This is a genomic window from Rhodococcus zopfii NBRC 100606 = JCM 9919 (assembly GCF_001895025.1).
In the GTDB taxonomy this organism is placed as follows: Bacteria; Actinomycetota; Actinomycetes; order Mycobacteriales; family Mycobacteriaceae; genus Rhodococcus; species Rhodococcus zopfii.
The window spans coordinates 1-14,248 of sequence record NZ_BCXI01000068.1 but is presented as its reverse complement, the minus strand read 5'-3'; the positions used below and the strand labels follow the sequence as shown (position 1 = coordinate 14,248).

The 14,248-nt window shown below is 69.3% G+C and carries 2 protein-coding genes; both read right to left on the bottom strand.

What is annotated here, in order from left to right:
* On the bottom strand, window positions 1–6,014 hold a 6,014-nt coding region (locus tag RZ1_RS28125), incomplete at its 3' end, for a non-ribosomal peptide synthetase (protein ID WP_139282042.1).
* Window positions 6,015–14,248 (bottom strand): non-ribosomal peptide synthetase (locus tag RZ1_RS28120; protein WP_072816103.1); only part of this gene is annotated, 8,234 nt, incomplete at its 5' end.

The following is a 14,248-nucleotide window of genomic DNA, read 5'->3' as shown; positions in this document are numbered from 1 at the left end:
AACCGCCCGTGCAACTCCGCCGGCACCACCACATCCACCCGCGCACCCGCCACCGACTGCACCGCCGGACGCGGACGATCGGTCGGCAACTCCAACTGATCCGGCAAACCCGCCAGGGCGCCACGCCAGAACGCCAACTGCTGCGAGATCAGCGAGGACGGGTCGTCCTCCGACCCGAGCACCGACCGCTGCCACAACGCGTAATCCGCGTACTGCACCGCAAGCGGCTCCCACGACGGCACACCACCGCCGACCCGAGCCGTATACGCGACCATCACATCCCGCACGAACGGCGCCATCGATGCACCGTCCGCGGAGATGTGGTGCACCGCCATCGCAAGGACGAACTCGTCGCCGCCGAGATCGAACAGTCGAAGACGCAGGGGCACTTCGGTTGTCACATCGAACGGCCGCACCACGAAGGCCGCCACGGCAGTGTGCAAATGCTCCGCCGCGGTCTGTTCGACATCGACTTCCGGAACCGACCGCGCTACCGGCAGCACGACCTGGACGGGACCGTCCGCGGTCTCCGGATACACCGTGCGCAGCGACTCGTGCCGGGCCACCACGTCGGTGACCGCCGCGCGCAGCGCCTCGACGTCCAGCGCCCCCGAGATGCGCAGCGCCATCGGCAGGTTGTAGGCGGTCGACTCCGGATCGAACCGGTTCAGGAACCACATCCGGGACTGCGCCAGCGACAACGGAATCCGCTCCGGACGCACCTGGGACGTGAGAGCTGCCCGGCCACCGGCACCGACGTGCGATTCCAGCCGGGCCGCCAGATCCACCACCGTCGACGCTTCGAACAACGTCCGAACCTGGATGCGGGCATCGAGCGCCGCACCGAGCCGCGAAGCCACCTGCGTGGCGATCAACGAGTTGCCGCCGAGTTCGAAGAAGTCGTCGTCGAGGCCGACGCGCTCGACGCCCAGCACCTCACCGAACACTCCCGCGACGATCTCCTGCACCGGGGTGGTCGGGGCACGGAACTCGCGGGCCTCGAAAACCGGTTCCGGCAGCGCCTTCCGGTCGAGCTTGCCGGACGCATTGAGCGGGAACTCGTCGAGCACCATCATCACCGACGGAACCATGTACGACGGCAACGCCTCCGCGGCGGCCGTGCGTGCGGCGGCGGCGTCGAACGCCGCCCCCGGCACCGGTACGACATAGGCGATCAGGTGCTGGCCGGTCGACGAGTCGTGGACGAGCGCCACCGCCGACAACACGGACGGATCGGCGGCCAGAACGGTCTCGATCTCGCCGAGCTCGATCCGCTGACCGCGGAACTTCACCTGGAAGTCCGTGCGGCCGAGATAGACAAGATCACCGGATACGTTGCGTCGCACCAGGTCGCCGGTGCGGTACATGCGTTCACCGGGCGCGCCGTAGGGATCGGCGACGAAACGGTCACTCGTCAGATCGACGCGGCCGTGATACCCGCGGGCAAGCTGGACACCCGACAGATACAACTCACCCGCGACACCGAGCGGAACCGGATGAAGACGCGAATCGAGCACCAGCGCACCGGAATTCCACACCGGACGGCCGATCGTGACAGCCTCGTCGGGTCGTACCTCGGTTTCGGTGGCGTGCACGGTGAACTCGGTCGGACCGTACAGGTTGTGCAGTGCCGCCCACGGCATCGCCGCCCGGACCTGCGCGGCGGTCGACGCGGGAAACGCTTCACCGGCGACGAGCACCGCACGCAGCGAGGCTGCGCCACCGGACCCGAGAACCGAGACGAACGGGCCGAGCATCGACGGCACGAACGAAACCATCGTGACCGACTGCTCGTCGATCAACTGCGCCAGATAGACCGGGTCACGGTGTCCGTCCGGCTCGGCGACGACCATGCGTGCACCGGCAGCCAACGTGCAGAACAACTCCCAGACGGACACGTCGAAGGTCACCGGCGTCTTGAGCAGCACCACATCGGACGAATCGATCCCGAAGCGGTCCGAGAGCCACAGCACCTGGTTCACCACCGAGCGCTGCGCCACGGACACGCCCTTCGGCCGGCCCGTCGAGCCGGACGTGAACAGCACGTATGCCGTGTTGTCCGGACGCAGCATCGACCGCCGCTCGGCGTCGGTGACCGGCGCGTCGGAGAACACCGGATCGACATCCCCCACGGCCAGCACGGTCCGATCGCCATACCGCGGAACGTCGGCCGGGTCTGTCACCAGCACACACAGCGGTGCGGCGGTGTCGAGGATGTACTCGATCCGGTCGGCAGGCTGATCCGGGTCGACGGGCACGTACGCGCCGCCCGCGGCGAGCACGGCGTACATCGCCACCACCAGGTCCGCGGACCGGCGCATCGCCAGCGCGACCCGATCCTCGGGCCCGACGCCCTGCGCGATCAGCCGACGCGCGAGCCGGTTGACCCGGGAGGCGAACTCGCCGTAGGTCAGGGCCTGCCCGCCGGACACCACCGCGACCGCGTCGGGCGTTTCGGCGACACGCGCCTCGAACAGCATCGGCAACGTCGTCGACGCGTCGATGTCGTGCCGGGTCGCGTCCACGCCGGCGACGAGCGCATCCCGCTCGGCCGGGTCGAGCAGTTCGATGTCGCCGACCACGGCCGCCGGATCCGCGGCGACCGCTTCGAGCACACGCACGAACCGCGCCGCGATCGACTCGACGGTCGGGGTGTCGAACAGGTCCGTCGCGTACGACATCTCGAGGAGCAGACCGTGGTCGGCGCCCCCGCCGGGGTGGTCCGCAACCGTGATCTGCAGATCGAACTTCGCCAGGTCGTAATCGAATTCGACGCCGCTGACGGTCAGACCGGGCAGCTCGAGCCGGGTGTTGTCCATGTTCTGGAACGCGAGCGCCACCTGGAACAGCGGGTGACGGGACTGCGACCGAACGGGATTGAGGACCTCCACGAGCCGCTCGAACGGAACCTCCGCGTTGGCGAAGGCACGCAGGTCCGAGGCCCGGACACGGGCCAGCAACTCGGTGAACCGCTCGGCGGGATCGACCGTCGAGCGCAGGACGAGCGGGTTGACGAACATGCCGATCAGGTCGTCGAGCGCGACGTCGCCGCGCCCCGCCACGGGCGAACCGATCGCGATGTCCCTCGAACCCGACAACCGTGACAACAACGCGGCCAGCGCACTGTGCACGACCATGAACAGCGTCGAGTTGTTTTCCCGCGCAACCGCGTTCAGTCGATTCCGAAGCTTCGCATCCACCGCGAAACGCAGCAGGTCGCCGCGGCTGGTCGCCACCGCGGGACGAGGCCGGTCGGTGGGCAACGGAAGCTCGTCGGGCAGGTCCGCGAGTTCGCGCCTCCAGAAGTCGATCTGGCGTGCCGCGAGCGACTCCGGATCGTCCTCCGATCCGAGCATCTCCCGCTGCCAGATGCTGTAGTCCGCGTACTGTACGGTCAGCGGCTGCCAATCGGGCGACTCACCCGCCGAGCGCGCGGCGTAGGCGATCATGATGTCCCGGCTGAGGGGGCCCATCGAGAAGCCGTCCCCGGCGATGTGGTGTACCGAGAACGCCAGGACGTGTTCGGTGGCGCTGATCTCGAACAGCCCCGCCCAGAACGGGACTGCCCGGGTGACGTCGAACGGCGCGGCCATCTTCTCGGCGATGCGCTCGGCGACCTCGTGCTCCGACACCGCCACCGGACTCAGGTCCGGGATCACCTGCCGGGTCGGCACGATCTGCTGGTAGCCGACGCCGTCGACCTCCGGGTACATCGTCCGCAGCACCTCGTGCCGCGCCAGCACATCGGCGACCGCGATCTGCAGAGCGTGCCGGTCGAGAAGACCGGACAACCGCAGCGCGAACGGGATGTTGTTGACCGCTGAGTCGGGCTCGAGCTGATTGAGGAACCACATGCGCTGCTGCGCCAACGACAGCGGCACCCGGTCGGGGCGCGGCATCGGACGCAGCGGAAGACGCGGCCCGGTGCCACGGTCGGCGGCCTCGTCGACGAGGCGTGCCAGATCGGCCACGGTGGGCGCGTCGAAGAACTCCCCGACCTCGACGTGCACCGAGAACCGTGAATTGATCCGGGCGACGGCCCGCGTCGCGATGAGCGAGTTGCCGCCCAGTTCGAAGAAGTCGTCGTCGGCGCCGACCCGGTCCGCGCCGAGCAGGTCCGCGAAGATCTGCGCGACCGTCTGTTCGGCGGGCGTCGACGGCTCGCGGTATTCCCGGGCGGACGTGAAGTCGGGGGCGGGCAGGGCCTTGCGGTCGAGCTTGCCGCTGGCGTTCAGCGGGAATTCGTCGAGCTGGACGAACAGGTTCGGGACCATGTAGTCCGGGAGCCGGTCGCGGGCGGTGGCGGCCAGTTCGGCGGTGTCGAGGGAGGCTCCATCCGCCGCCACGACGTAGGCGACGAGATGATCACCGGTGACGGGATCGGAATGGACGACCACCACGGTCTGGGACACGTCCTCACGACCGAGGATCGCCGATTCGATCTCGCCGAGCTCGACGCGCAGTCCGCGCAGCTTGACCTGGAAATCGACACGCCCGATGTAGTCGAGCTGCCCATCCGGACGCCGCCGGACGAGATCGCCCGTCCGGTACATGCGTTCGCCACTGCGGCCGGTGGGGTCGGCGACGAAACGATCCGAGGTGAGGTCCGGCCGACCGACGTAACCACGCGCCAGCTGCACACCCGACAGGTACAGCTCGCCGGGCACGCCCGCAGGTACCGGCCGGAGCGCATCGTCGAGCACGTGCAGCCCGGTGTCGTCGACGGCGGCACCGATGGGGATCGTCCGGTCACCGCGCGCGGTGGCGTAGTAGGTGACGTCGACGGCGGCTTCGGTCGGGCCGTACAGGTTGTGCAGCGACGCCGAGCTGATTTCGTGGAAGCGGGCGACGGTCTGCGCGGGCAGCGCCTCACCGGACGCGAACACGTACCGCAGCGAATCGGTCCGGGCAGCGAGAGGCTCGGCGACGAAGACCGCGAGCATCGACGGCACGAAGTGCAGCGCGGTCACACCTCGGTCGGCGATCGTGCGGGCCAGGTATTCGGGGTCGCGATGGCCGTCGGGCAGCGCGACGACGAGTCGGGCTCCGACCTGCAGCGGCCAGAAGAATTCCCAGACCGAGACGTCGAAGGTGAACGGCGTCTTCTGCAGGATGATGTCGGACTCGGTGAATCCGTACTCGCGCTGACGCCAGCGCAGGTTCGCGACGATGGCCCGGTGGGCGACGGCCACGCCCTTGGGAAGGCCGGTCGAACCCGACGTGAAGATGATGTAGGCCGTGTTGTCGGGGCGCAGCGGGCCGGTGCGGTCGGAATCGGTGAGCGGTGCCGCGGCGAAACCGGTCAGGTCGAGCCGGTCCACCTCGTGGAGCGGAACGTGCGCGGGCACCGCGATTCCGTCTCGCGAGGTCGTCAGAACCGCGACGGGCCGTGCTGCGGCGAGAACGTGGGCGATGCGATCGGCCGGATGGTCCGGATCGAGCGGGACGTAGGCACCGCCGGCCTTGACGATGCCGTACATCGCGATCAGCAGATCCAGCGATCGCCGGATCGCGAGTCCGACGGTCGCCTCCGGACCCACGCCGATCGAGACGAGGTAGCGGGCCATCCGGTTCGCGGCGGCGTCGAACTGCGCGTATGTGAGGGTCTCGCCCTCGAATTCGAGGGCGATCGCGTCCGGTGTGCGGGCGACCTGCTGGTCGAACAGAGCGGGCAGGGTCTCGGCTACCCGCGCGGTGGCAACCGGCACGCCGACGACATCACCGGAGTCGCAGACGAGAGTCTCGACGACACCGGCGAGGCCACCGTCCGCGTCGGACTCGAGCAGCGCCGGAACGAGGTTCGACAGAACCACCGGAACGAGCGCGTCGGGACCGAGCGCTCCGCCCATGGCAGTGTCGAGGGCCGTGAGTTCGTCGTGGAGCGTCCCGTAGGTGACGGTGGTGTCACCGTGCGAGAGCGCCACCCGATCCGGCGCTACCGCCGCCACCTCTGAAATGAGCCGCGGCAGGTCCTCGATCGTGAGAGATTCCTGACCGGGCTTCCGAACCGCCATCTACCTATTCCTCTGTGTCGCCAAGCGCTGCGCCTGGGTGATGAGTGACTCGATCAGTGCGGCATATCCGTCGACGCCCAGGGCCGGAAGTATTCCGGGAACCAGGCCGGAGAGGGCAACCGAGACCTGCGCCTCCGGCTTGAGCGTCGCCCCCATCGCCTTGGCGACCGACACCAGCTTGTCGTTCAACGCACCGAAGGTCACGGTGGCGTCGCCGTGGGTCAGCGCGACCTCGTCGGGCCGGACGGCGGCCGCGGCCGCCGCCAGCTCGGGCAGGTCCGCGGCGGTCGGCTTCCGCTGCGGCGTCAGGCTCGCGCGTTCCTCCTCGTCGAGGATGTCGATGTCGCGGACCACGACGCCGGGGTTGTCGGTGACCGCGTCGACAACCCGCAGGTACCGCTGCGCGAACTTGGCGACGGACGCCTCGTCGAACAGGTCGGTGGCATACGTGAACAACAACCGGATGCCCCCGGTGCGGCCGTGCTCGTCGAACACCTCGCCGCCGCTGAGCTGCAGGTCGAACTTCGCCTGGTCGAAGTTGCCCTCGACGAGGGACACCTCGAGTCCCGGCAGCTGCAGCGATCGCGGCGCCGTGTTCTGGAACGCGAACAGCACCTGCACGACGGGTGAGTACGCCGTGGTGCGGCGCCGGCCGAGCGCATCGACGACACGCTCGAACGGCACGTCGGCGTTGCCGAACGCCCCGAGATCGCGGTCGCGCACCTGCGCGAGCAGGTCGACGAATTCGGCGCTCGACTCGACCTCCGTGCGCAGGGCGAGAGTGTTGACGAACATGCCGATCAGGTCGTCGAGCGCGGCCTCGCCGCGACCGGCGGTCGGGGTTCCGATGACGATGTCGCCGGTCCCGGTCAGCTTGGACAGCAACACCGCGAACGCGGCGTGCATCACCATGAACACCGTCGAGTTGTGCTCACGCGCAACCTTGTCCAGCAGCTCGGCCCGGTTCGCATCCAGCGCGAACTCGTACTCCGCGCCGCGCATCGACGACCGGGCGGGCCGCGGCCGGTCCGCCGGCAGCTCGAGCAGTTCGGGCGCGCCGGCGAGCCGGTTCGACCAGTAGTCGAGCTGGCGCGCGAGCGCGGACTCGGGGTCGTTCTCGTCTCCGAGGATCTCCCGCTGCCACAGCGCGTAATCGGCGTACTGGACCTGCAGCGGCGACCACGTCGGGATGTCGCCGTCGAGGCGCGAGGCGTAGGCCGTCATCACGTCCCGGGTGAGCGGTCCCATCGAGAATCCGTCCGCACTGATGTGGTGGATCACCATCACCAGGACGTGATCGGTGGGGCTGACCGAGAACAACCGGCCTCGGACCGGCGCGCTCGTCGTGACGTCGAACCCGGTACCGATCATCTCGGCGATCCTGGTCGGCAACAACGCCTCGGAGACCTCCACCGCCGAGAGGAGCGGCGCCGCGTCGGCGACCGGCAGGACCTCCTGCACGGGTCCGTCGTCGGTGTCCGGGTAGCGGGTGCGCAGCACCTCGTGACGATCGAAGACGTCCCGGACCGCGGCCCCGAGCGCCGGCACGTCCAGCAGACCCGACAGCCGCAGCACGACGGGAATGTTGTAGGCAGCGGACGCCGGATTCATCCGGTTGAGCACCCACATGCGCTGCTGGGCGAGCGAGAGCGGAACCTGTTCCGGGTGCGGCCGTGCGACCAGCGCCGGGCGTGCCCCCGATCCCACGCCGGATTCCGCACGAGCCGCCAGCGCCGAGACCGTCGACGCCTCGAACAGTGTCCGGACCGGAACGGTCGTGTCCAGCGCCGCGCCGATCCGTGCGGTCACCTGCGTCGCGAGCAGCGAGTTGCCACCCAGCATGAAGAAGTCGTCGTCGGCGCCGACGCGTTCGGCCCCGAGCACCTCGGAGAAGACACCGGCCACGATCTGCTCGATCGGGGTCGCTGGGGCACGGAACTCCTTGGCCTCGAACACCGGTTCCGGGAGCGCCTTGCGGTCCAGTTTGCCGTTGACGTTCAGCGGCAGTGCGTCGAGCACGAGGAACACGGCAGGCACCATGTAGCCCGGCAACCCGCGAACGGCCTCGGACCGGAGGTCGTCGACGACGAGGTCCGAGCCGGCGGCAGGCACGAGGTAGGCGACCAGCTGATCGCCCAGCCGATCGTCGTGGTGGACGAGCACGACGGCCTGCGCCACGGACGGGTGCGCGGTCAGCACCGATTCGATCTCGCCCAGCTCGATCCGGAATCCGCGGATCTTCACCTGGAAGTCGGTGCGTCCGACGTACCGCAGGGTCCCCTCGTCGGTCCAGGCGACCAGGTCACCGGTCCGGTACAGCCGGTTCCCGGCCGGGCCGAACGGGTCTGCGACGAACCGTTCCGCCGTCAGATCCGGACGTCCGAAGTAGCCGCGTGCGAGCTGCGTACCGGCGAGGTACAGCTCGCCGAGGACGCCGGACGGCACCGGCCGCAGACGTTCGTCGAGCACGTACAGCCGGGTGTTCCACTCCGGCCCGCCGATCGAGACGGTCGCCGTGTCGCGGTCGCTCACCTCGTGACTGGTGACCGACACCGCGGCCTCGGTGGGGCCGTACAGATTGAACAGCCGCAGATCCGGGTTCCCGGACCGCACGGCCCGCGCGAGGTGCGCGGGCAGTGCCTCGCCGATCGCGAGGATGTGCCGCACCGACGGCGGCAGTGCGCCCCCGGATTCCGCCATCAGCGCTTCGATCATCGACGGCACCGCGTGCAGTGTGGTCACGCCGCGGGTGCGCATCACCTCGTTGAGGTAGGCGGGATCACGGTGCCCGCCGGCCTCGGCGACGACCAAGCGCGCACCGGTCACCAGCGCCGACCAGAACTCCCACACCGACAGGTCGAACGTGGCCGCTGTCTTGAGCAGCACCGCGTCCCGGGAGCCGAGATCGAATTCTGCTTTCTTCCAAAGCATCTGGTTGACGACAGCGCGGTGCGAGACCGCGACGCCCTTGGGCCGGCCGGTGGATCCGGATGTGAAGATCACGTACGCGGTGTTGTCCGGGCGCAGCGGCGCGAGGCGCTCGGCATCCGTGAGCGGAGCGAACCGTTCGGCACCGGTGAGCGGGGTGTCCGCGCCGGTCGCGACGACGTGGTCGTCGACGAGGACCACAGGACGGTTGTTGTTCGTCGCGAAACCGTCGCGCGTGCTGGTGAGCACGCACACCGGGTCTGCGGTCGCGAGGATGTAGTCGGTGCGTTCCGCGGGCTGATCCGGGTCGATCGGCACGTAGGCGCCGCCGGCCGCGGAGACCGCGTACATCCCCACCACGAGATCGATCGAGCGGCGCATTCCCAACGCCACCAACGACTCCGGGCCCACCCCGAGCCCGACCAGACGGCGGGCGAGTTGCGTGACCCGCGCACCGAACTCCCGGTAGGTCAACGTCGCGGTGTCGTCCTCGACGGCCGGGGCGTCCGGTGTCGCGGCGACCTGGGCATCGAACAACGACACCAGGGTCGCGTCCGGGACCGTGTGTGCCGTGCCGTTCCATTCGGTCAGCATCCGGTCGCGCTCGTCCGGTGCGAGGATCTCGATGTCGCCGACCGGCACTGCCGGATCGGCCACGATCGATTCGAGAACCCGCACGAACCGCCGGGCGAACGACGCGACGGTGGTTTCGTCGAACAGATCGGTGGCGTAGCTGAACACCGCCTCGATTCCGGCGGGTGCCCCTGCATCGTCGTACCGGTCGGTGAGGAACAACTGCAGGTCGAACTGCGCGACACCGGTGTCGAGTTCGAGCCCGGACACCGTCAGACCCGGCAGCTCGAGCGAGGTACGGGCGAGGTTCTGGAAGGAGAACCCGACCTGGAACAGCGGGTGGCGGGCCGTCGAGCGCGACGGGTTCAGCACCTCGACGAGCCGCTCGAACGGCACATCGGCATGGGCGAATGCGTTCAGATCCGTCTCGCGGACCGATTCGAGCAACTGCCCGAACGACAGTTCCGGAGCCACCTCGGTACGCAGCACGAGTGTGTTGACGAACATGCCGACCAGGTCGTCGAGCGCACGCTCACCGCGCCCGGCGATGGGAGTGCCGACAGCGATGTCGTGGGTGCCGGACAGGCGCGCGAGCAGCACCGCGAACGCGGCGTGAGCGACCATGAACAGCGTCGTATTGCCTCCACGTGCGACCGCGCCGAGCCGCCGATGCAGCTCCACGTCGATCTCGAACGCAACCCGTCCGCCCCGGAACGACTGGGTCGCCGGACGCGGCCGATCGGTCGGGAGCTCGAGCTGGTCGGGAACATCCGCGAGGGCATCGTGCCAGTAACGGATCTGCTGCGAGATCAGCGAGGCCGCGTCGTCCTCCGCGCCGAGCAGCTGGCGCTGCCAGATCGCGTAGTCGGCGTACTGCACCGCGAGCGGATTCCAGTTCGCCGCGTGGCCGTCGAGGCGGGCGGCGTAGGCGGTCATCAGGTCCCGCGCGAACGGTCCCATCGAGGAGCCGTCGGCCGAGATGTGGTGCAGGACCAGCGCGAGGACGTGCCGCTCCGCGCCGAGGCTGTACAAGCGGATCTGCAGCGGTACCGCTGCGGTCACGTCGAACGCGGTCGCCGCCAGCTCGGCCAGCAGACCGGGCAGCTCCGATTCCGATGCCTGGACGGGCTCCAGATCCGGAACCGCCTGCGCCGCCGGAAGAACGACCTGCACCGGCGCACCCGAATGCTCCGGGTACACGGTCCGCAGCACCTCGTGCCGGGCCACCACGTCGGCAACCGCGGCGCGCAGAGCCACGACGTCCAGACGTCCCGTCAGGCTCAGCGCCATCGGGATGTTGTAGGCGGTGGACTCGTTGTCGAAGCGGTTGAGGAACCACATGCGCTGCTGCGCGAGCGACAGCGGCACCCGCGCCGGGCGCGGCTGCGCGTGCAGCGCGAGTCGTCCGGACCCGGCGTGCGATTCGAGCCGGGACGCCAGCGATTCGACGGAGGACGCCTCGAACAGTTCGCGGACCGGGATCCGCGCGTCCAGGGCGGCGCCGAGCCGCGAGACGACCTGGGTCGCGACGAGCGAGTTGCCGCCGAGCTCGAAGAAGTCGTCGTCGAGGCCGACCCGCTCGACGTCGAGAACCTCGGCGAACACGCCGGCGACGATCTCCTCGATCGGTGTCTGCGGTGCGCGGAACTCTCGGACCTCGAACACCGGCTCCGGCAGCGCCTTCCGATCGAGCTTCCCGTTCGCGGTGAGCGGCAGCGCATCGAGCACGACCACCACGTCCGGAACCATGTAGGCGGTCAGGAACTCGCCGACCGCCTCACGCACCTCGACCGGGTCGACGGTCGTGCCCGCCCTCGACACCACATAGCCGACCAATCGGTCGCCGGCGCGTTCCGAGCGGCGGACGACGGCCACGGCCTGTGCGACACCGGGACAACGGGTCAACGCGGACTCGATCTCACCGAGCTCGATCCGGAAGCCGCGCAGCTGCACCTGGAAGTCCGAGCGACCCGCGTACTCGAGGAGGCCGTCGGCATTCCACCGGGCGAGGTCGCCGGTGCGGTACATCAGGCCGGAACCCCCGTCGGGCGCATACGGGTCGGCCACGAACCGGCCCGCGGTCAGCGCCGGCTGGCCCAGGTAGCCCCGGGAAAGCTGCTCGCCGGCCACGTACATCTGGCCCTGCACACCGACCGGGACCGGACGCAACCGCTCGTCGAGCACATACACCCGCAGGCCCGGCAGTGCCCGGCCGATCACGCTCGCCACCGACGACCGGGCCATCTCCTCGGTCAGCGCCAGGAACGACACGTGCACCGTGGTCTCGGTGATGCCGTACATGTTGACCAGCCGCGGCGCGCCGTCACGGTACCGCTCGAACCAGCCGGTCAGCTTGCCCAGGTCCAGCGCCTCGCCGCCGAAGATCACGTGCCGCAGCGACAGCCCGTCGGCACCGGCGTCCTCCGTGGCGGCGCGGTCGGCCTCTGCGAACTGGTAGAACGCCGACGGGGTCTGGTTGAGCACCGTCACCCCGTTGCGCATCACAAGTTCCCGGAACTGTTCGGGCGAGCGCGAGGTGAAGTAGTCGACGACGACCAGCGTGCCGCCGTACAGCAGCGGGCCCCACAGTTCCCACACGGAGAAGTCGAACGCGTACGAGTGGAACATCGTCCACACGTCGGTTTCGTCGAATCCGAAGAGCGGCTGCGCATTCGCGAGCAGTTCGACGACGTTGCGATGCACGACCGCGACGCCCTTCGGCCGGCCCGTCGAGCCCGACGTGTAGATCACGTACGCCGGATGCGACGACCGGAGCGGTACGACCCGATCCGAATCGGTCACGGGGCGGGTGTCGAACTCGGCCGGATCCAGGGTGTCCAGCAGGAGGACCTCGACGCCGGGCACTACCGGAATCGACTGCCGATCCGCCGTGGTGGTCAGCACGACCGCCGGGGAACCGTCCTCGAGCATGTACGAGATCCGGTCCTGCGGATAGGTCACGTCGACCGGCAGGTACGCGGCACCGGCAGTGAGGACCGCGAGCAGCGCCACGATCAGCGACTCGTCACGCGGCAGCGCGACGGCCACGAGCGATCCGGGACCCGCACCCGCGTCGATCAGCCGGCGCGCCAGGCCGTTGACCCGGTCCGACAGCTGCGCGTAGGTCAGCGAGGTTCCGCCGGCAACCACGGCCGCGTTGCCCGGCCACGACTCGGCCGCAGCAGCGAACAGCGCCGGCAGCGTCGCCGCCGGATCCACCTGCGCGCCGGACGTCGACCACGCGCCGAGAACATCGGCGCGTTCGCTTCCGGAGAGCAGCTCGACATCACCGACCGCGATCGACGGATCCGCCAGCAGACCGGTCAGGAGCCACTCGAAACGCTCGGCATACGACGCGACGGTTGCGTCGTCGAACAGGTCGGTCGCGTAGGTCCACTCGACGGCGTACCCGCCCTCGGGGGCCGCAGTGAAGGTGACCTGAAGATCGAATTTCGCGACGTGCGCATCGAATTCGACTCCGCGTGCGGTGAGTCCGTCGAGCTCGAGGACCGCCTGCGCCATGTTCTGGAACGCCAGCACGACCTGCACCAGCGGGTGCCGGTTCTGCGCCCGCTCGGGATCGAGCACCTCCACGAGCCGCTCGAACGGCACATCGGCGTGACCGAAGGCGCCGAGGTCGATGTCCTTGACCCGGGCCAGGAGCCCCGCGAACGACTCACCGACGTCGATGCCGGTCCGCAGCACGAGGGTGTTGACGAACATGCCCACGACGTCGTCGAGGGCTTCCTCGCCACGACCGGCCACCGGCGTACCGATCGCGATGTCCTCGGTGGCGGAGAGCCGGGCGAGCAGAACCGACAGAGCACCGTGCACGACCATGAACGGCGTCGCCCGATGAGCCTGTGCGACACGATCGACGAGCCGGCCGATGTCCGGCGTGATCCGCGAGACGTAGGTGCTGCCGCGGTACGACGAGACGGCCGGACGCGGCCGGTCGGACGGGAGGTTCAGTTCCTCCGGCAGACCCGCCAGCGTCGACGACCAGTAGTCCAGCTGAGCGGCCGCGACGGACTGCGGATCCGCTTCGTCCCCGAGGACATCACGCTGCCACAGCGTGTAGTCGGCGTACTGCACGGCGAGCGGCGTCCACGTCGGCACCTCCGCGTGCGTGCGCGCCGCATAAGCGATCATCACGTCACGCGTCAGCGGCGCCATCGAGAAACCGTCCGCAGCAATATGATGCACGACGAACACGAGCACGCTCTCGGTGTCGGACACCGTCAGCAGCCGCGCGCGCACCGGGGGTGCCTGCGTCACGTCGAACCCCACGGCGGCGAACTCGGTGACGACCGTCAGCACGTCGCTCTCGGCGACGTCCTCGACCACCAGGCCGAGCCGCGCCGCGTCCGGCGGGAGGATCTGCTGGTACCCCACCCCGTCGATCTCGGGGTAGACGGTGCGCAGCGTCTCGTGCCGGCCGATGACATCGTTCACGGCCCGGGACAACGCCTCGACATCGAGGGCTCCGGTCAGCCGGATCGCGACCGGAATGTTGTTCACACCGGACTCGGTGTCGAAGCGGTTCAGGAACCACATCCGGGACTGCGCCGCGGACAACGGAATTCGCTCCGGACGGTCGGCAACCGTCAGCGCCTTCCGGGCGCCGACGCCTGCGGATCGCTCGACGCGGGTCGCCAGGGACGCCACCGTCGACGCCTCGAACAGCACACGCACCGGCACCGACGTGTCGAGCGCGACGCCGAGCCGGGCAG